Below are 19,407 nucleotides of genomic sequence, written 5' to 3'. Positions count from 1 at the left end.
GGCATTGAAGACCTCCCGCCATGGGAACCGGACGACGCCAACCTCATAGACCTCAACGACCTCCCGGAAGAGGACCCCGTCCGGGCCGGATACTTCGCAAAACCGTTCGTGCTGTCGGTCCAGGTCGTGTCTGACGTCGTTCAGCAGATCGTCCGGTGCTGACCGTTTCAACCGGTGCCAGCACTAGGCTGATTCCATGTCCCAACCGCGCCATCCGGCGGAACTCACCCCAAAACGCGATCCGCAAAAACGGCTTGCCATCAGGCCGTACGCGCGCGCCGTAGCACAGGTCCTCAGGGTCAGTTTCCGGGCGTCCCCGGGCGCGGTGATCATGAAGGTGCTCGGCTCGCTGATTTCGGCCGTCCTTCCCCTGGTCACCACCTACTTTGCGTCACGGACCACCACGGCGCTTGCTGCTGCATATGCGGGCGACGCCGGAGCCGGACGCCTTGCGATCGTCTACGTCGTGGTCACCGCGGCGCTGGGCCTCTTTTGGGGCGCCTTCAGCAGCGTCGACCGCTACATCCAGCAGTTGATGAGCTTCAAGGTTGGCGCCATCGTGGGCGACCAAATGTACGAACGATTCCTTGCGCTGGAATTCTGGCGCTACGACGACAAGGAGACGGTGGACCTCTACGACCGCGCCAAGCGGTTCTCGGACTCGTACGCCCGCGTCCTGGACCGGATCGCCGCCATTTTCACTCAGCTGGTCTCGGTCATCCTGGCCATCGGTGCCCTGCTGCTGGTGAGCTGGTGGATCGCCGTCATCGTGCTGGTGGCCATCATTCCCAGCGTGTACCTGCAGTTCAAGCTCTCCCGGGAGCAGATTGCGCACTGGAACACCCAGGTGGACTCACGCCGCCAGCGCCGAATGATCGAAACCAACCTGCTCCGCCCGCAGCACATCGCAGAGATGCGGCTCTACGGGATCGTCCGCTTCCTCATGGACCTCCGCTCCCGCCTCCGCGACGCGGACGAACGGCGCCGTCTTGATTACCAGCGGCGCTACATCCCCAGGCAGCTGGCTGCGGACGCCCTGCAGTACGGCGCCGAGGTGGTCTCGCTGATCTGGGTGGTGGGCCAAGTCATCGCCCGGGCCCAGCCCGTAGGCCAATTCCTGTACGTCCAGCAGATCGTCAGCCGCGCCTTGTCCACCGCCAACAACCTGGTGTCCTCACTAAGTTCCATTGACGAAGACCTGGCCAACCTGACGGACTACGAGACCTTCATGGGGATGCCCGTTCACGCCGAACATGCACCGCCCCTGTTGGAGGCTCCACAGGAAGTGGAACTGAAGGACATCCGCTTCACCTACACGGGCAGCGATATCGAGGTGATTCGGGGAATCAGCCTCACCATCAGGCGCGGCCAGCACATCGCCATCGTAGGGGAGAACGGCGCCGGAAAGTCGACGCTGATCCGCATCCTCGCCGGCCTCTACCGCCCGGACTCCGGACAGGTGCTGCTCGACGGCGTGGACCTCGCCGCCGTCGACGTCACCTCCTGGCACCGGCACCTGGCAGTCCTTAGCCAGGAGTTCCTGAAGTACGAGTTCGCCACGGCCGCGGAGAACATCTATTTCGGCGACGTCGACAGCCGGCGCGATGACGGCCGCATCCGGCGGGCGGCAGCAGACGCCGAAGCTTTGGAGTTCATCAACAAACTGCCCAACGGCCTGGACAACCACGTCAGCAACTGGATGGAGGATCCGCGGGGCCGTAAAGGAAGCGGTCTCTCCGGCGGCCAATGGCAGCGCCTGGCCATGGCCAGGAACTTCTACCGGGACGCCTCGTTCATGGTGATGGACGAACCGACGTCCGCCATCGACGCCCTCGCCGAGCACAGGATATTCACCCGCCTTTTCGCCGACCGCGACAGCACCATCATTGCCATCAGCCACCGGCTGGCCACCATCGAAAAGGCCGACGTCGTCTACATGCTGGAAGACGGCAGGATCGTCGAGCAGGGCACGCACAAAGAACTGGTGGCCCTCCGCGGCAGGTACTTCAGGATGTTCGAATCCCAGTTGACCGTCGAGGAACCGACCGGAACCTAGGACTGCACCACGGTGGTGCGGACCCGTGCCACGCTCGGCCTGGGCGGGACGCTGCTGAACCCGAACGTCACGGCGGGCCGGATGGGAGCCAGGGTCCCGGCGTCGGCGCCTTCCCAGCGGACGACAGCGGAGGTGACGTGGTGCAGGTCGCTCACCCCGTAATACTCCGCCCTGCCGCTGCCCGCCGTGCCGTAGGTGCGGGCTCCCGGGGCCGCCAACGCGGCAAGCGGACTGACGGCGGAAAGCCAGCGCGGGTGCACCGCAAGGCGCCGCGGTACGGCCCGCAAAGCCGTACCCAGGAAGGTCCTCGCCCCGGTCACGGCCCGGATTGCCAAGGGGCCGGCGTCGACCCTTAGCGCCCGTTCACCCAACACGGCGGAGACGTCAACCAAACGCACCTCATCGAACGTGTAGGTGGCCGCGATGAACTCTGCCACATCCGGCCGGGGTGCCAACAGCAGCCGGTGCCCCGAGGGTTGCTGCACCATGACGTCGGCAAACGAACCGAAGGGGGAGTCTTGCCAGATGCCCACCACGGCGCGGAGCCCGGATGCCGTGCCAATACCTGCAATATGCCCGTCGAAGATCCAGCGTTTGCCCATCACAATCCTGCCGCTGACCGGTTATCAGAGCGGTCCGTAGGCGGCATTGCCATGAGGATCGCGCCAGAGGGCCAAATCTTCTTCAACTGCCCGCCGAAGCTCTGGGTTGGATTGCACCCTTTCCCGGAACGACTGCCGGGCGCGGCCCATGACCGTTGACGGGACCACGATGCATGCGACCAGGAGAAGCAGGATGAGTACGAAGGCTCCCACGAGTGTTATTGCCGCACCATTGCCCTTCGCCGTGGCCGAGGGCAGGTAGAGGACCATGATGGCGCCCAGCGCGACTGCCAGTACGGACATCATGGCGACGCCACCACGGGCGGATCCCGGGCCACGGCTGATCAGGACCCTGTCGGGGGTGGGCAGGGTGGCCCGGGCACGCTTCCATCCAAAGAGGCCCGAAAGCATCAGGCCAACCCCCAGAGGGACCAGTACGAGCGCTGCGGCAGGGTTCCCCGACGTGACGGCAAAAAACATGCCCGCGAGGGCCAGGACGGGACCGCCGGCGATTGCGCTGCTCCAGCCGGCGGCTCCGGTACCTTGGGCGTCAGCCAGTTGACGCAGCCGGGACGGAGCGTTTGGCGGGCTGATCCGAGCCAGTTCCGGAGCCAGCCAGTGCTCGAGGGAGTGGACGGGCGCATCTGCGGGGAAGGGATTGTGATGTGTCATGCCGGAAGCAAGCCCAGTCCATGGCGCAGCCGGTCCGCCAGGCCCGGGGCCGCGGTCGCAGGCTGCGTTTCGTCACCGGCGGCGATTTCAACGCCGGCCGCACCTGTACCGGCGTGTGCGTGCTGGTCAGCCTGCGGGAGGGGTGTCGTTGAGCCAGCTGGCAGGGACGGCGAGGTCTGCTTCATCATCGGCTGCCAGCGACGTATGGACCAGGTGGCCATGGTTGGTTCTCCTCGGAAGGTGGGCGCGGGGAGCGTTCACCGAATCCCCCTGCCCAAGGCTACGCGGTAGCCAGGCAGTTCTTCCATGGGCAGGGCTGCACCCTTGCCTGCAGTCCGGACCCGGCCAGCGGAGCTGCTGGGATAACCTAGAGCAGTGACTTATGAGATCGAGATCGGCCGTGGCAAGCGTGGGCGTCGTGCCTACTCCCTGGATGACATTGCAATCGTCCCCAACCGTCGCACCCGCGACCCCAAGGACGTCTCCGTCTCCTGGCAGATCGACGCCTACCAGTTCAGCATGCCTGTGATCGCCGCCCCGATGGACTCGGCCATGTCCCCGCAGACCGCCATCGCCCTCGGCAAGCTTGGCGGCCTTGGCGTCCTTGACCTGGAAGGCCTGTGGACCCGGTACGAGGATCCGCAGTCCGTGCTGGACGAGATTGCGGCCCTTCAGGACGAGGTCAACAGCCCCGCCGTGACAGGCCGGATGCAGGAGCTGTACCGTGCGCCCATCCAGCCGGAACTCATCACCTCCCGTCTGGCCGAGATCCGCGAGGCCGGCGTCACCGTGGCCGGATCGCTCACCCCGCAGCGCACCCAGGAGCACTACAAGACCGTCGTCGCCGCCGGCGTCGATATCTTCGTCATCCGCGGAACCACGGTGTCCGCCGAGCATGTCTCCAAGAACCACGAACCGCTGAACCTGAAGCAGTTCATCTACGAACTCGACGTCCCCGTCATCGTGGGCGGGGCGGCGGGCTACACCCCGGCACTGCACCTGATGCGTACCGGCGCGGCAGGTGTGCTGGTGGGCTTCGGCGGCGGCGCAACCACCACCACGCGTCGCGCCCTGGGCATCCACTCGCCCATGGCTTCAGCCATTTCCGACGTCGCGGCCGCCCGCCGTGACTACATGGACGAGTCCGGCGGCCGCTACGTCCACGTGATTGCCGACGGCGGCATGGGCACCTCGGGTGACATCGTCAAAGCCATTGCCATGGGCGCCGACGCCGTCATGCTGGGCAGCGCCCTGGCGAGGGCAGAGGAGGCGCCGGGCAAAGGCTGGCACTGGGGCCAGGAAGCCCACCACACGGAGCTCCCGCGCGGGGACCGCGCCAACGTGGGCACCGTGGGACCCCTGGAGGAAGTCCTGTTCGGACCCGGCCACCACACCAACGGCACGTCCAACCTCATCGGCGCGCTGCGCCGCTCCATGGCGACCACCGGCTATTCGGACCTGAAGGAATTCCAGCGGGTCGACGTCGTGGTCTCGCCTTACGCGGGGAACTGACCCGTTTGGGCGGGGCGGCAGTCACCGCCGCCCTGCCCAAAGCGCGCTTCCAGCAAGTAGTGTGGGTTTACTACCGGCACTAGCGGCACTGGAGGCGTTCAATGAAGAGTGTTCCTGCAAACGGCGGAGTTCTCGGCCCGGAAGCCAGGGAAGCATCCATAGGGCGGTTGCGCGCCACCGCGGAACCTGGCCAGGAACTGGACATCCTGATCGTGGGCGGCGGCATCGTCGGTGCGGGAGCCGCACTGGACGCCGTGACCCGCGGGCTGAGCGTTGGCATCGTCGAGGCAAGCGACTGGGCCGCCGGAACGTCGTCGCGGTCCTCGAAACTCATCCACGGCGGCCTGCGCTACCTGGAAATGCTTGACTTCGCCCTGGTCAAGGAGGCCCTCCAGGAACGCGGACTGCTGCTTTCGGAAATTGCCCCGCACCTGGCCCGGCCGGTGCCATTCCTCTATCCGCTGACCAAGCCGTTCATTGAACGGCCCTACGTCGGCGCCGGCATTGCGCTGTACGACGTCATGTCGATCTCCAGCGGGCACAGCCGCGGCGTGCCGTTCCACAAACACCTGAGCAGGCGTGGAACCCTCCGTGCCGCCCCCAGCCTGAAGGACGACGCCTTCGTGGGCTCGATCCGCTACTACGACGGCCAGGTGGACGACGCGAAGTACGTGGCCAACCTCATCCGTACCGCCGCCTACTACGGAGCCCACGCCGTCAACCAGATGGCCGTGGTGGACTTCCTGCGCGAAGGGGAGCGGGTGGTGGGAGCCAAAGTTTCCAACCGCGAGGACGGCACGGAGTTCAAGGTCCGCGCGAGGCAGGTCATCAACGCCACAGGCGTCTGGACCGACGAAACCCAGGCCATGGTCACCGACCGGGGCCAGCTCAAGGTCCGCGCCTCCAAGGGCATCCACCTGGTGGTTCCGCGGGACCGGTTCCAGTCAACGGTGGGGCTGATCCTTCGCACGGAGAAGTCCGTCCTGTTCGTCATCCCCTGGGGGCGGCACTGGATCATCGGCACGACCGATACTGACTGGCACCTGGACAAAGCCCACCCGGCCGCGTCCAGCAAGGACATCGACTACATCCTCGAGCACGTCAACAAGGTGCTGAAGCGGCCATTGACCAGGGAGGACGTTGAAGGGGTCTATGCCGGACTGCGGCCGCTGCTCGCCGGTGAAAACGACTCCACGGCCAAGCTCTCCCGCGAACACGTGGTGGCGCACCCCGTCCCGGGCCTGGTGGTGGTGGCCGGCGGAAAGTGGACCACGTACCGGGTCATGGCCAAGGACGCCGTCGACGAAGCCACCCGCACCATGGACGAACGGGTTCCGCCCAGTTGCACCGAAACCATCCCGCTTCTCGGTGCCAGCGGCTTCCGGGCCGCCTGGAACCGGAGGAACCGCACCGCCGAGGAATCCGGCGTGCACGTGGCCCGCATTGAACACCTCCTCAACAGGTACGGATCAATGACGCCCGAGGTCCTGGCCATCATCGCGCAGGATAAGGAGCTGGCCGAACCCATCCCCGGGGCCGATGACTACCTGCAGGCCGAAGCCGTCTACGCCGCCACCCATGAGGGGGCCCGCCACGTGCAGGACGTCCTGACCCGCCGTACGCGGATTTCGATCGAGGCGTGGGACCGGGGCGTGTCTGCTGCCCCCGTTGTCGCTAAACTGATGGGTGACGTTCTTGGCTGGAGTGACGCGCAGCGCGAAAACGAAGTCCGCCACTACATTGCCAGGGTGGAGGCCGAGCGCCTCAGCCAGCAACAGCCGGACGACGAATCCGCGGACGCTGCCCGCCTGGGCGTGGAAGACATCGTGCCCTTGCGCTGAGGGGCCGCTCGCCCCGCACTGCTGACTGAAGGGATACGCCTTGGCGGAACCACTTGACCCGTATGACGCCGAACTCACCACCCCCGAGATGGTGATTCTGGAACTGGAAGCGACGGACAAAACCGACGCCACCAACCAGCTGGCGGAACGGCTCCATGCCGCCGGGCGAATTTCCGACCTTGACGGATTCCTCAAGAACGTCAACGCGCGCGAGCACCAGCTGGCGACCGGCCTCCCCGGCGGGGTCGGTCTCCCGCACGCCCGCAGCGAGTTCGTCTCCCGGACGTCGATCGCCGTCGGCATCACCAAGTACGGCCATGCCCTGGACTTCGGCGCCACGGACGGCCCGGCCACCGTCATCCTGCTGATCGCCACGCCCGCCAGTTCATTCTCGGACCACCTGGAAGTGCTGGCCACGTTGGCCCGGTCGCTGTCCAAGGAATCCTTCCGGGAATCCCTGCGGCGGGCCTACGATGCAGAAGTCATCGCCGAGCTCATCAATTCCAGCCTGGTGTTCTTCGACCACTAAGCAGCCGGGTCCCTGCGCCGCATCCGAACGCACAGGCGTTTAGTTGTTCTACAGAAGTACGAAGTACGGTTAAGACGTGTGGAAAACAGCCCTCAAACCCCGATGGATCGCAGGCTTCATCTTCGCGATCGCGCTTTCCGGGGTCTTCGTGCTGCTCAGCCAGTGGCAGTTCGGCCGGTCCACCCAGCCCGAAGCGCCGGTCAACCCCGCCACCGAACAGGTCCAGCCGCTCACCAGCACCCTCCAGCCCGGCGAATTCTTCCACGGCAGCGTCTCAGACCAGATGGTCACCGCGGAGGGAACCTACAGTCCCGACAAGCAGGTGCTCGTCCCTGGCAGGCTGCACGATGGAAAGACCGGCTATTGGGTAGTTTCCGCTTTCGCCGTTAACGGCGCCCCCACCCTTAAAGGTGCGGCTGCCTCCCCACAAACCTGGATTCCGGTGGCGCGGGGCTGGGTGGCGGACCCTTCCGACGCGCCAGCCCCTCCGTCGGGCCTGGTGCAACTGACGGGGCGCTTGATTCCTTCTGAAGCGCCGGTTCCCGGGAAGGCCCCCAAAACGGGGGAGGCCTCGGCCGTGTCTGTTGCCGAACTCATCAACTACTGGGGCGTCAGCAGCTACCCGGGATTCGTCTCGGCCACCGCGGAGGTGGCGGGCGGCAAAGATGTCAGCGCCGCGTCCGTGCCTGGCAGCCTGCTTCCGCTGAACATCGGCCCCCAGCCACCGTCGCAGCAGATCAACTGGCTGAACCTCTTCTACTCCATCGAATGGGTGGTTTTTGCCGGCTTCGCCCTCTTCATCTGGTGGCGGCTGGTCAAGGACGACTACCACCGGGACCTTGAAGAGGCCCTCGACGAAGCCGAGGAGTCGGATGAACCGGAACAGCACCAGAACGAACAGCAGCAACCTGATCAGCACCAGCAGAAGGTACAGCCATGATTGATCCGAAACCGGCCACCCCCTCGTCCCAAGCCTCCGGCGCCAAAGGATCCGGCAAGAAGCGCCGCTTCGGCGGCACCGAAGCGCAGATCCGGTCGGCCCTGAAGTTCTACAAGGTCATGGCCTACCTGACCGGCACCATGCTGCTCCTGCTGTGCGCGGAACTGGTGGCCCGGTACGGCTTCGGGCAGTACCTGTTTGCCGGCGGCACCAGCGCACTCACCGGCCAGCCCTTCGGTTTTGGCTTCGCCGACGCCGAACCGCCGGCGGTACTGAACGGTGTGAACGTCTCCGTCACGGTCCTGATCGTCCACGGCTGGATGTACGTGGTGTACCTGATCTCCAACTTTCGGCTCTGGTCCCTCATGCGCTGGCCGTTCCTGAAGCTGGTCCTGCTGGCCCTCGGCGGCGTGGTGCCGTTCCTGTCCTTCATCGTCGAAAAGAAGTTCCACGCCGAGGTTGAGGCCGAGCTCGCCGCCAACCCGCAGGCACCCCAGCGCTACTGAGCGTTTCCGCCTTCACTGACGTCTGCTCCGTCACAGGGAGGTCTCTCAAGGTGCGTCGGTGCAACGGTGCAAAGTAGGCTATTACGGTGACTACTCCCACTGCATCCCAGACTTCCCAGAAGCCGGTGCTGGTTGTTGATTACGGTGCCCAGTACGCGCAGCTCATTGCCCGCCGCGTCCGGGAAGCGAATGTGTATTCGGAAGTGGTTCCGCATACCTACACCACCGAGCAGCTACTGGCCAAGAATCCCGCCGCCATCATCCTCTCCGGCGGCCCCTCCAGCGTTTATGCCGACGGCGCCCCGAGCGTCGGTGCCGACCTCTTCGAAGCCGGAGTCCCCGTCTTCGGCATCTGCTACGGCTTCCAGGCCATGGCCAACGCCTTGGGCGGCAAGGTGGACAAGACCGGGCTGCGGGAGTACGGATCCACCGAAACCACCATCCTGGGTGACGGGCGCTCCGTGCTCGAAGGCATGCCCCAGCACCAGAAGACGTGGATGAGCCACGGCGACTCCGTCCACGAGGCGCCCGAAGGCTTCGATGTCCTGGCCACCACCGCCGGCGCTGAAGTCGCGGCCTTCGCCAATGAGGAGAAGTGCCTGTACGGCGTGCAGTGGCACCCGGAGGTCAAGCACTCCGCCTACGGCCAGCAGGTCCTGGAGAACTTCCTCTTCAAGGGAGCCAAGCTGGAACCCAACTGGACTACCGGCAACATCCTCGAGGAGCAGGTGGAGCGCATCCGCCAGCAGGTGGGAGACGCCCGGGTCATTTGTGGACTCTCCGGCGGTGTCGATTCTGCCGTGGCCGCCGCCTTGGTGCAGCGCGCAGTGGGCGACCAGCTCACCTGTGTCTTCGTGGACCACGGCCTGCTGCGTGAAGGCGAGGCAGAGCAGGTGGAGCGCGACTTTGTCGCCGCCACCGGCGTCAAGCTCTACGTCGCCAACGAGCAGGAGCGCTTCCTTTCGGCACTGGCAGGCGTCAGCGATCCGGAAACCAAGCGCAAAATTATCGGCCGTGAATTCATCCGTGCTTTCGAGGAAGCGGAACTGGCCATCATCGCCGATGCTGCTGCCCACGGCGAGAAGATCAAATTCCTGGTCCAGGGCACCCTGTACCCGGACGTCGTCGAATCCGGCGGCGGCGAAGGTGCTGCCAACATCAAGAGCCACCACAATGTGGGCGGCCTCCCCAAGGACCTGCAGTTCGAGCTCGTCGAACCCCTGCGCGCCCTGTTCAAGGACGAGGTCCGTGCCGTGGGCGCACAGCTCGGCCTGCCGCAGGAAATCGTCGGCCGCCAGCCCTTCCCCGGCCCCGGCCTGGGCATCCGGATCGTCGGCGACATCACCAAAGAACGGCTGGACCTGCTCCGCAAGGCGGATGCCATCGCTCGTGCCGAACTGACTGCCGCCGGCCTGGACGACGAAGTCTGGCAAATGCCCGTTGTGCTTCTCGCCGACGTCCGCAGCGTCGGCGTCATGGGGGACGGCCGCACTTACGGCCACCCGATCGTGCTCCGTCCCGTGTCCTCCGAGGACGCCATGACCGCCGACTGGTCGCGCCTGCCCTACGATCTTTTGGCACGGATCTCCAACCGGATCACCAACGAGGTGGACGGCGTCAACCGGGTGGTGCTGGACGTCACCAGCAAGCCGCCGGGAACCATCGAATGGGAATAGTCCCCTGAGTGGCCGGCCTCCGCCAGCGGAGGCCGGCCACTGTTTTTCCCGGGAGAATCCCAGCAATTTCCTGTGCTCCAGTGTTGCGGTCGCCAAAGTCCGGCACCGGAGCGGCTACTCTCGAATCTATGCCGGTATGGTCCAGGGCGTCACGTGCAAACGCAGAAAAGAAGGCAGAAGTGTCAGTTGGTCAAGGCCACCCGGAAGGCTCGGAAGAGCTTCGCAAATGGCTGTCCGGGCTTAAACCCGTCACTGGCGCGGACACGATGCTGCGCTTCACCAAGACCCCCGAAGGCTCCATCGACCTCACCTCGGCGCATCCCTCGGGGCTCGCCCAGCTCATGGCAGGGCGCCGCACACGCCTGTCCACGCTGATCCGGGACCGCCAGCAGTACGTCGTGGCAGCCAGGGCATCGCGCAACATCCGGTCAAAGATCTTTGAGCTCTCCAACGACCGCGGCATCGACGCCGGGTACCTGTCCGCCGGCACTGTGGTGTGGACGTCCGCCGTCGGAGGCAAACCCCAGCGCGTGTCCGCCCCCGTCATGCTGACCGCCATATCCCTCACCGTCCGTCCGGGGGAGGACGACTTCGAGCTGCAGCTCACCGAGCAGGCGCACATCAACCCCGCCCTGGTGCGCCACCTGAAGAACATCCACGGGATCGTCTTCGACGTCAACGCCGTGACCCGCCTCGCCTACAGCACCGCACGGTTCGACCCGCAGCCCGTCCTTGACCGGTTGGCCACGCTGATCCGGCCCATCCATGGCGCAGAAACCCAGCACAACCTGCTCGTTTCGACCTTCGCCGATCTTTCCGGGAACCTGGACGACCCGTGGATCAACGACTCCCACCCCATTGTGTCCGCGCTGGCGACCGCCGCCGGGGGCGAAGTTGTGGATGTCGAAGACCCGGACCCCTCGCGTTTCCCGCACCTGGACAACAGGCATCCCAAGGACGAGCTGTTGCTGCTGGACGCGGACACGGACCAGCAGTATGTGATTGATGCGGCCCGAGCCGGTGACTCCCTCGTTGTCAGCGCCCCGCCGGGTACCGGCCAGACGCAGACCGCGATCAACACCATCGGTGCCCTGGTGGACGCCGGGAAGACGGTGCTGGTGGTTGGTGACCGCCGGGCCAGCCTGAATGAAGTCTCCGGCCAGCTCGAATCCCTGGGACTGGAATCCATCCTGTTCCAGCTTTCCGGAAACGTCACGGCGCAGCAGCTGAAGGGCCAGCTGGTGCGGGCGATCGTCCGCAACGAAAAGTCCTTGGAACCGCAGTTGGGCAACCTGCACACCACCCTGACTGAGCACCGGCACGCGCTCATGGACCACGTGGCGTCGCTGCACAACGTCCGGGACCGGTGGGGCTGCTCGCCCTACCAGGCCATGCAGTCCCTCGCGGAGCTCACCTCGATCCATCCGGCGCCGGCCACCACCGTCCGGTTGAAGCGCAGTGTCCTGGACAGCATCCGCGACCGCGAGGAGCTGGCCGGAAGGCTTCGCCGTGCTGCCGAACTGGGCAGCTTCAGCAAGGCCGCCACCACCAGCCCCTGGCACGGCGCGCGGTTGCTGACCCGGAAGGAAACCGAGGAAGCGCAGGATCTGGTCCGCTCCGTGGCCAAGAGCCTCCCGGTGCTGCGCGACCGCATGGACGCCGTCGCCGAGCACGCTGAAATCCGGCTGGGGGAGTCCTTTGCGGAATGGGGCGAGCAGCTCGAGCTGCTGGTTGCCGTCCGCGGCAGCCTGGACAAATTCACGCCGGACATCTTTGACCGGCCCGTGACGGACCTGATTTCCGCCACGGCACCGTCAGCGTGGCGCCGTGAGCGCGGCATCGAAATGACGTCCATGCAGCGTTCCAGGCTTCGGCGGGTGGCCAAGGAATACGTCCGCCCGGGCGTGCACATCGCCGACCTGCACACATCCTTGGTCCTGGTCCAGGAGCAGCGCGCCCTCTGGGCCGGGTATGCCACCACCCAACGCCATCCGGCGGTTCCGTCCGGCCTTGCCGAAATGAACGCCATGTACCGGTCGCTGGACGCGGAGCTGGAACAGCTGGGCCAGGCGCTCCGGCACACGGATGCCGGCGGGTCGCTCGCCACTGCGCCCTACGGCCAGCTGATGGAGCGGCTGGAACGCCTCGTGGCGGACACCGATACCCTCAAGACCTTGCCCGAACGCACCCTACTGATCGAAAACATGCGTGAGCACGGTTTGGGCGAACTCCTTGCCGACCTCGCGGAGCGGGAAGTCCCGGAACGGTCCGTTGCAGCCGAGCTGGAATTGGCGTGGTGGCAGTCGGCCCTTGAGGCCATGATCAGCGGCGATGACTACTTGGCCATGTCCGACGGCGACGCGTTGCGCCGGCTCGAGGCCGAGTATCGGTTGGCGGACAACGCGCACATCGCCAGCGGCGCCGCACGCCTTCGCTGGGACTTGGCGGAACGCTGGCGCGGGGCGATCGCCGAGCAGCCGCGCCAGGCGGGCCTGCTGCGGAGCCTGCTCAAGGACGGCCGGGTGTCGCTCCCGTCCTTGACCGCCCAGGCTCCTGACCTGATCGGCACACTGGTTCCGGTGTGGTCTGTCAGCCCGTACCTGATGACCGGCCTGCTCCCGGCAGAGCAACACTTCGACGCCGTCGTGATCCTGGATGCCGAGGCCACGTCCCTGCAGGCCGTCCTGCCGTCGATCGCCCGTGCACGCCAGGTGATTGCGTTCGGCGACCCGCGCATCGCGTCGCCCCGGACCTTTACCGTGGGCGTGGAACGCCTCGCCGCCGGTGAGTCCGCCCACCACAGGGTGGAGAGTGCCTTCACGGCTCTCTCTGCGGTGCTTCCGGTTTGGCGGCTGAACGTGGTGTACCGGGCCGTGGACGAGGACCTCGTCCTGCAGCTGAGCAAGAACTTTTACGACGGCGGGTTGCGCCGGCTGCCCGAGGGCCAGTCGGCGACGGGCTTGGACCGGTCGCTGCTGGTGGAGTACCTGCCTGACGGAACCGGCTTGCCGAGCGCAGACCACGAGGGTGTGGAGTCGGTGGTGGCCGAGGTCAACCGGGTGGTCGAGCTCGTGTTCGAGCACGCCCGCCTGCGTCCGCGCACTTCGCTCGCCGTGGTCACCGCCAGCCTGCGGCATGCCGCCAGGATTGGCGAGTCCATCCGCCTCCAGCTGGCCAACCAGCCCGGAATGGCCAGCTTCTTCGGTGCCGGTCCTGAGTCCTTCAGGGTGGTGGACCTGGAGAGGGCCCAGGGGCTGGTTCGCGACCATGTTATTTTCTCCCCAGGTTTTGGCCGCACCCCGCACGGCCGGGCGCTGCACAACTTCGGACCATTGTCCGCGGAAGGTGGCAGGGAGAAGTTCGCCCTGGCCATGACGCGGGCGCGCCGGTCCATGCATGTGCTCACCTGCTTCCGGCCCGAGGACCTGGACCACACCAGGCTCACGCACGGGGCGGTGGACCTGTACACGCTGTTGAACCGCGAAATTTCGGGTAATACCGACCTCGGAACTCCCGCCTCCCGGGCTGCCGCCAGCGAACAGGCACTCGGTGCGGACCCGCTGGTCGCCGACTTGGGTGACCGGTTGCGCGCCCGCGGCGCCCGGGTTTGGCACCAGTACGACGGCGCCATCGACGTTGTGGCCGCGGCTGACCCGCTGAATACCATGGGCAAGGATGATGCCGACCTGCCACGACCAGTGGCGATCGAGTCTGACGGCACCGGGCAGTACCGCACCATGAGCGTCCGGGAACGCAGCAGGCTCCGCCCGGAGCTGCTGGAGCGCCTGGGATGGCGTTATATGCCGTTGTGGACCATCGAGGTATTCACCGACCCGTCGTCCTGTGCCGACCGCATTGCCGGGTACCTCGGCCTGGAAAACCTGGTGCTGCCGGGCAGGACCGGGCACTCGGCTGGATTCCTTGACGACGACGTGGACCAGGCGCTCAATGGTATCGATACAGCATCGGCCGCCGGTGTTGCCTATCTGCCGCGGAACGCCAATGGCGGGAACCGGAGTGACTCCGGAGACCCCGCCGCGGGCATCCGCCCCAGCCAGGGCCGGCGGGCCGGTGGCCTGGACGCCAAGGAGGCCAACGGCATGGTCGCGGAAGACAGTGTTTCCGACGTCAGCGTTTCCGACGACAATGGTTCCGGCAGCGATATTTCCGACAACAATGGGTCCGCGGAAGATCGGGCCGGAGAAGATATGAGCGAGAACGAGAAGACGGAAGCGGTACCTGACGGCGGAAATCCGGCAGGTGCGCCTCACTCCACTCCAGCGCCAGGGCGGGCCACCTCAGGTACCGACGCTGTGCTGCCCAGCAAGGCTGCGGAGGACGACGCCCGCAGCTGGGGCGACCGGGAGGATGACCACGACGCGTGGCTGAAGGAACAGAAACCGCCGCACTGGGGCTGACCAGCAGCGGGGCTGACCAGCAGCCAAGCCTTTGGGCCCGGGCAACCCGGAAGTTGTTGAGGAATCGTATCCGTGGTGTCACGGCGGACCAACCAGGACGAAGAAGAGCCGGCCCTGCGTTGACGCTCCAGCCAGCCGGGATGACTGTTCCGCGTTTGCTGCCACCACTATCAACCCGTCGGTCTCCGTTGTACCAAGCCATTGGCCACCCTGGCCGCCCTTGTTCGAAGTCCACAGCACGGGAACCGCAGACGCCAGCACCTCGGAGGGGCCTTGCTGGTCAAACCCGTTGGCAGATGTGAGCACCACATTGACCAACTGGCCCGGGGCCACCAGCTGAATGGAGGACGGGTCCGCCATGCGGAGCGGAACCGCGACCGAGCCCGGAGGCGTCCCAACGAGAAGGCCCGGTCCCAGGAGTTGGGCGTCGGTAACGAGCTGGCCCTTTCGTAACGGACCGGCGAGCTGCTTGCCGGCGGCTGCAGCAGTGTCTTGGAGGAAGCCCTCCGCCACCATCCCGGGCGGCACATGAACGCTGGCCAAATCTGCCGCCGTCACAGCGGTACCTGCCGGAAGATCCCGCGCAGCAGCAAGTGCTGTCACGGTCGAGAGCGAAGCCGGCGTCAGTTGATTGACAGTGATGGCCGCCGCTGCACACAGGACCAGGGCGGCGGCCAGGCGGCGGTTGCGGCCCAGCCAGGACGCAATCCGCGCCGGGATGGGGTGGTTGGCCTTGGCGGGACGGCCGGTGGTGCGGGACGTCGTGGGAATCCGGAGGCTGTCGCGGCCGCGGCGTGGATATGCAGGCATGCGCCCACGCTATGGGCAGCCGAAGCGGCAGGACAGTGGTGGCTGCGGCTATGTGGACAAAGGCGGCCGGCGCCCGAAGGTGCCGGCCGTCGTCGTCATCAGTGCTTGGGGCTAGCTGGCCGCTGCAGCCGGGGCTGGCGATGCCGCCGGCGTCGCCGGCGTCGCTGCCGGGGCGGGGGAGACCGAGCTGCCCTTGGAATCGCGGGAGTCGGTACGGTAGAAACCTGAGCCCTTGAAGACCACACCCACGCTGTTGAACTTCTTGCGCAACGTGCCCTCGCATTCGGGGCAGCATGTCAGGCTGCTGTCCGCGAACGACTGGACGATATCGAAGGCGTGGCCGCAATCCTTGCAGGCGTAAGCATATGTTGGCACTGGTGCTCCTCCTCTTGGGCAAACGAGAGGTCCCGTGCTGCCACCCGGTAATCCGTTAGCAGTCGCAGGGCCTGAGTGCTAATTCTATCACTGCGCCCGGAAGGGACCGGGCTCAGCCGCCACCCGCCAGGCCCCGGTACCCGGAAGGCATCAGGACACCCGGGACCGGGCGGTCGAATTCCTCGGCAGGAATCCGCCCCGCGGGAAGCAATTCATCGTCGTAGATAACAGCGGCCAGCGGTATTTCCTTCCCGGCAGTGGCGAGATGCCCCAGGAAGGTGTCGTAGTAGCCGCCCCCCTGGCCGATCCTGTTGCCTGACAGGTCCACGGCAGTGGCGGGAATGATGAGCGCCGCTGCGCTTCCGGCCGCGTCGGGCCCGTGCCGTCTCCCGGCGGGTTCCAGGATGGGCGCGTACCGGCTGCGTTCGAAGCTGGTGTCCGGGGTCCAGAACACCCAGCTCAGCTCCCGGTCCGGCTCGCATACCGGAAGCAGGACCTCGTGGCCGCTGCCGTGCAGCGCCTTGACCAGCGGCATGGTGGGCGGTTCCTTGCCGACACCCAGGTAGACGCATACGGTGCCTGGGCGCCCCGCAGTGACGGATGCTGCCCAGGCTTCCCCGTGGCGAGCCAATGCCGAACCGGCGGCGTCCAGCTCCGCCTCCGTCAGCGCGGCGCGCCGGCGCCGGTGGGCCGCCCGGATATCGTCCTTGGCGGAATTCGTCTGCTCCTGCATGGTGTCCTTCCTTGGTACCGGCGTTCCGCGGCGTCACGGGCGGATGACGGCCCGCTGTGCCGGTGGTTACTGAAATGCTTGACGCTGACGTTAGATTAGTCCGGTGACTACCAGTAACCCCAGAGTCCGCAAAGCCGTCATCCCAGCAGCGGGCCTGGGCACCAGGTTCTTGCCGGCCACCAAGGCAATGCCGAAGGAAATGCTCCCCGTCGTGGACAAACCTGCCATCCAGTACGTGGTGGAGGAAGCCGTCCATGTGGGCCTGAACGACATCCTGATGATTACGGGCCGAAACAAGCGTGCACTGGAAGACCACTTCGACCGCGTGCCCTCGCTCGAATCGACGCTTGCCGACAAGGGCGACACGGAGAAGCTCGCCTCCATCCAGGCAGCCAGCCAGTTGGGCGACATCCACTACGTCCGGCAAGGCGACCCGCACGGCCTGGGCCATGCCGTGCTCCGCGCCAAACAACACGTCGGCGACGAAGCCTTCGCTGTCCTGCTGGGTGATGACCTCATCGATGCCCGTGACGAACTGCTGAGCACAATGATCGACGTGCAGGCGAAGACCGGCGGGTCCGTCGTCGCCCTCATCGAGGTGGAGCCGGCACAGATCAGTGCCTACGGCTGCGCCGACGTCCAGGAACTGGACGGCGAAGGCTATGTCCGCGTCAACCGGCTCGTGGAGAAGCCCTCACCCGAGGAAGCACCGTCCAACCTGGCGCTGATCGGCCGCTACGTCCTGCACCCCGCGGTATTTGATGTCCTCGAGCACACCGCACCCGGCCGCGGCGGCGAGATCCAGCTGACCGATGCCCTGCAGGAACTCGCGTCCGGAGACGGGGAGGGCTACGGGGTCTTCGGTGTGGTGTTCCGCGGCCGCCGCTATGACACCGGGGACAAACTCAGCTACCTGAAGGCCTGCGTCCAGCTGGCCGTCGACAGCGATGACCTGGGCCCCGGCCTGCGGGAATGGCTGCCCGGTTTCACCGCCGGCCTTTCCAGCTGACGCCGTGCGTACCGGTCCCATCTGGCCGGTCACCCTCGAATGCGGTGACCTGGTCCTGCGGCCCATCCGCTACCGCGACAAAAGGGAATGGAGCGAGGTGCGGTCCAGGAACAGCGAGTGGCTGGCGCCCTGGGAGGCCTCCAACCCCGAACCGGGAGGCGGGCTGCCCGACTACCGTCATATGGTGCGCTCATTGAACGCGCAGGCGGCCCAGGCCACGGCGCTTCCATTCGTCATAACCGAGCGGACGCCGGGACTTCGGAATCCGGCCATCGTGGGCCAGCTGACGGTGTCCTCGATTGTGTGGGGTTCGGCCATGATGGCCACGCTGGGGTACTGGGTGGATCAAGCCCGGGCCGGCCGGGGGATCGCGCCCACATCCGTGGCCCTGGTGACAGACCACTGCTTCCGGACCCTTGGCCTGCACCGGATGGAAATCAACATCCGGCCCGAGAACGCGCCCAGCCTGAGGGTGGTGGAGAAGCTGGGATTTCGGGACGAGGGATACCGGCCCCGTTTCCTGCACATTAATGGCCGGTGGGCGGATCACCGTTCGTTTGCCTTGACCTCCGAAGAGATCCCGGCGGGCCTGCTGGCGCCATGGCTGGCGTCCCGCCCGTCATAAATCCATCGGTTTGTGGACAGGGGTACGACACACCGGGGCTAATGCGGCCTGAGCAGGCATGATGCTCATACGGTTTTGAGTGTGGACTTCCCCCTAAGCAGCTCAGTGATCCTCGTGGTTGCCGTCGCGCTCTGGATCCTTTGGGTCGCCCCGTACGTCCTCCGGAACCGAAGGCGCCAGGTCCAGGCCGCCGGCGACTTCCTGGCAGACGTCCCCGCCGATGAAAGGCCGGACCAGCCCGCCGGCAAAGTGTTGAACGTCGTCGCCCAGCAGGAGAAAGCCATGGAACCCAACAAGAGCGCCGCAGCCGCTGCCGGCGCTGCCAGCACCCCGCCCCCGGCCCGGTTCCGCATCCGGTACGGCCGGACGGCAGTGGCCTTGGCGGGTCTGCTGTGCTTGGTGACCGCGTTCATCTCGGGTGTGCTCCTTCCCTTCGGTGTGGGATCGCCCGCGCTTCCCCTCACCGCCTTTACGCTGGCTTTCGGCGCGGTGGCCCTGCTCCGCTGGCTGGCCCTCCGGGACCGCAAAGCGAAGGTCAACGCGGCCTTCCGCTCCGCCATGAATGCGCCTTCCCGGCGCCAGGAGCCGGACCCCGTCCCCGTGCCCAAAACCGACACAGCTCCGGCCCGGCCGGAAAGCCCGTTGTTTGACGCCGAAGCGGGTGAGGCCAAGGCCAAACCGCTCACGGCAATGGAACTGCGTGAGGCGGCCCTCGCCGTCGCCGTTGCCGCCGGTGACACCAGTGCGGCCGCCGCGTCGGCAGTCGCTCCCGTGGGCAGTCCCTGGGAGCCTGTTGACGTTCCGAGGCCAACCTACGTTGAGGCAGCCAAGGCTGAGCGCCCCGAGCCGCTGCCGCTTGAACTGCCGGAGGCTCCGAAAGCGGTTGGCAAACCGTCGCTGAAGCAGGGGGCCGCCGGTGCCGACGCCCCGGAAGCCGCGTCCCAGCCTGCGGGTTCACCCCAATTGACCAAGGCACAGAGTGCCTTGAGCAACCTCGACGACGTCCTCCAGCGCCGTCGGGCGTAGGCGGCCTGCAAGCATTCCCAGCCGCTGTGCCGCACCGGGCGCGTCAATTTGGTGTTGGACACGGATTATTTGTAGCC

Annotated in this window: 17 protein-coding genes; 11 read left to right on the top strand and 6 right to left on the bottom strand. The window is 66.3% G+C overall.

All coding sequences use genetic code 11. The features are described from left to right. Positions 1 to 196: 196 nt before the first annotated feature. Positions 197 to 2,056: an ABC transporter ATP-binding protein gene (locus QRM96_RS14255; RefSeq protein WP_285320035.1), complete on the top strand. Its 1,860-nt coding sequence runs from the start codon at positions 197 to 199 to the stop codon at positions 2,054 to 2,056. Here the strand turns inward: QRM96_RS14255 and QRM96_RS14250 are convergent. From QRM96_RS14250 to QRM96_RS14240, 3 genes are all read right to left on the bottom strand, one after another. After that, on the bottom strand, positions 2,053 to 2,658 hold the full coding sequence (locus QRM96_RS14250; protein ID WP_133831038.1) for a hypothetical protein: 606 nt from the start codon (positions 2,656 to 2,658) through the stop codon (positions 2,053 to 2,055). The genes QRM96_RS14255 and QRM96_RS14250 overlap by 4 nt on opposite strands. A 24-nt stretch (positions 2,659 to 2,682) precedes the next feature. Continuing rightward, a complete protein-coding gene (locus QRM96_RS14245) occupies positions 2,683 to 3,330 on the bottom strand; it encodes a hypothetical protein (RefSeq protein WP_133831037.1) in 648 nt (215 codons plus the stop codon). A 126-nt stretch (positions 3,331 to 3,456) separates the two neighbouring features. Continuing rightward, a complete protein-coding gene (locus QRM96_RS14240; RefSeq protein ID WP_285320034.1) occupies positions 3,457 to 3,591 on the bottom strand; it encodes a hypothetical protein in 135 nt (44 codons plus the stop codon). Between the two features lie 114 nt (positions 3,592 to 3,705). Here QRM96_RS14240 and QRM96_RS14235 point away from each other — a divergent pair, with 114 nt between their 5' ends. The 7 genes from QRM96_RS14235 (at position 3,706) to QRM96_RS14205 (ending at position 14,752) form a co-directional block, all read left to right on the top strand. Further along, on the top strand, positions 3,706 to 4,842 hold the full coding sequence (locus tag QRM96_RS14235; RefSeq protein WP_018760366.1) for a GuaB3 family IMP dehydrogenase-related protein: 1,137 nt from the start codon (positions 3,706 to 3,708) through the stop codon (positions 4,840 to 4,842). Between the two features lie 101 nt (positions 4,843 to 4,943). Then, a complete protein-coding gene (locus QRM96_RS14230) occupies positions 4,944 to 6,683 on the top strand; it encodes a glycerol-3-phosphate dehydrogenase/oxidase (protein WP_109863693.1) in 1,740 nt (579 codons plus the stop codon). 40 nt (positions 6,684 to 6,723) lie between these two features. Then, positions 6,724 to 7,212, top strand: a complete 489-nt coding sequence (locus tag QRM96_RS14225) for a PTS sugar transporter subunit IIA (protein ID WP_018760364.1) — start codon at positions 6,724 to 6,726, stop codon at positions 7,210 to 7,212. A 76-nt stretch (positions 7,213 to 7,288) separates the two neighbouring features. Continuing rightward, positions 7,289 to 8,152 (top strand): SURF1 family protein, encoded by an 864-nt coding sequence (locus QRM96_RS14220; protein ID WP_109863694.1) that lies wholly within the window; start codon positions 7,289 to 7,291, stop codon positions 8,150 to 8,152. Then, positions 8,149 to 8,658 (top strand): DUF3817 domain-containing protein, encoded by a 510-nt coding sequence (locus tag QRM96_RS14215; RefSeq protein ID WP_109863695.1) that lies wholly within the window; start codon positions 8,149 to 8,151, stop codon positions 8,656 to 8,658. The genes QRM96_RS14220 and QRM96_RS14215 overlap by 4 nt, the downstream gene beginning before the upstream one ends. Before the next feature lie 86 nt (positions 8,659 to 8,744). Then, entirely contained in the window at positions 8,745 to 10,334 is a 1,590-nt protein-coding gene (gene guaA, locus QRM96_RS14210; protein WP_285320033.1) for a glutamine-hydrolyzing GMP synthase, read from the top strand. Positions 10,335 to 10,462: 128 nt separating this feature from the next. Next, complete coding sequence (locus QRM96_RS14205) at positions 10,463 to 14,752, top strand: AAA family ATPase (RefSeq protein WP_285320032.1); 4,290 nt, start codon at positions 10,463 to 10,465, stop codon at positions 14,750 to 14,752. Between the two features lie 78 nt (positions 14,753 to 14,830). Here the strand turns inward: QRM96_RS14205 and cpaB are convergent, their stop codons facing one another. The 3 genes from cpaB to QRM96_RS14190 form a co-directional block, all read right to left on the bottom strand. Beyond that, positions 14,831 to 15,562, bottom strand: a complete 732-nt coding sequence (gene cpaB, locus QRM96_RS14200; protein WP_285320031.1) for a Flp pilus assembly protein CpaB — start codon at positions 15,560 to 15,562, stop codon at positions 14,831 to 14,833. Between the two features lie 111 nt (positions 15,563 to 15,673). Further along, positions 15,674 to 15,937, bottom strand: coding sequence for an FmdB family zinc ribbon protein (locus QRM96_RS14195; protein ID WP_285320030.1), 264 nt, complete (start codon positions 15,935 to 15,937; stop codon positions 15,674 to 15,676). Positions 15,938 to 16,049: 112 nt separating this feature from the next. Next, entirely contained in the window at positions 16,050 to 16,670 is a 621-nt protein-coding gene (locus QRM96_RS14190; protein ID WP_285320029.1) for a 5-formyltetrahydrofolate cyclo-ligase, read from the bottom strand. A 103-nt stretch (positions 16,671 to 16,773) separates the two neighbouring features. Between QRM96_RS14190 and galU the strand changes: the two genes are divergently transcribed. From galU to QRM96_RS14175, 3 genes are all read left to right on the top strand, one after another. Continuing rightward, positions 16,774 to 17,679 carry a UTP--glucose-1-phosphate uridylyltransferase GalU gene (galU, locus tag QRM96_RS14185; protein ID WP_026264278.1) on the top strand — a complete coding sequence of 302 codons (906 nt, stop codon included), beginning with the start codon at positions 16,774 to 16,776 and terminating at the stop codon, positions 17,677 to 17,679. A 4-nt stretch (positions 17,680 to 17,683) separates the two neighbouring features. Then, positions 17,684 to 18,304, top strand: coding sequence for a GNAT family N-acetyltransferase (locus QRM96_RS14180; RefSeq protein WP_285320028.1), 621 nt, complete (start codon positions 17,684 to 17,686; stop codon positions 18,302 to 18,304). Positions 18,305 to 18,409: 105 nt separating this feature from the next. Continuing rightward, the gene (locus QRM96_RS14175) at positions 18,410 to 19,330 is read left to right on the top strand and encodes a hypothetical protein (RefSeq protein ID WP_285320043.1); all 921 of its coding nucleotides are present in this window, start codon (positions 18,410 to 18,412) and stop codon (positions 19,328 to 19,330) included. Positions 19,331 to 19,407: the final 77 nt, after the last annotated feature.

The organism is Pseudarthrobacter sp. lyk4-40-TYG-27 (assembly GCF_030209295.1).
GTDB lineage: Bacteria > Actinomycetota > Actinomycetes > Actinomycetales > Micrococcaceae > Arthrobacter.
The sequence above is the reverse complement of the archived record's forward strand: the minus strand, read 5'-3'. Positions and strand labels throughout refer to the sequence as shown.

Bases quoted from the DNA above. Each gene is read 5' to 3' on its own strand.
- QRM96_RS14230 (WP_109863693.1), top strand. From the start codon at position 4,944: ATGAAGAGTGTTCCTGCAAACGGCGGAGTTCTCGGCCCGGAAGCCAGG.
- QRM96_RS14205 (WP_285320032.1), top strand. From the start codon at position 10,463: ATGCCGGTATGGTCCAGGGCGTCACGTGCAAACGCAGAAAAGAAGGCA.
- QRM96_RS14215 (WP_109863695.1), top strand. From the start codon at position 8,149: ATGATTGATCCGAAACCGGCCACCCCCTCGTCCCAAGCCTCCGGCGCC.
- QRM96_RS14245 (WP_133831037.1), bottom strand. From the start codon at position 3,330: ATGACACATCACAATCCCTTCCCCGCAGATGCGCCCGTCCACTCCCTC.
- QRM96_RS14250 (WP_133831038.1), bottom strand. From the start codon at position 2,658: ATGGGCAAACGCTGGATCTTCGACGGGCATATTGCAGGTATTGGCACG.
- QRM96_RS14190 (WP_285320029.1), bottom strand. From the start codon at position 16,670: ATGCAGGAGCAGACGAATTCCGCCAAGGACGATATCCGGGCGGCCCAC.
- cpaB (WP_285320031.1), bottom strand. From the start codon at position 15,562: ATGCCTGCATATCCACGCCGCGGCCGCGACAGCCTCCGGATTCCCACG.
- QRM96_RS14255 (WP_285320035.1), top strand. From the start codon at position 197: ATGTCCCAACCGCGCCATCCGGCGGAACTCACCCCAAAACGCGATCCG.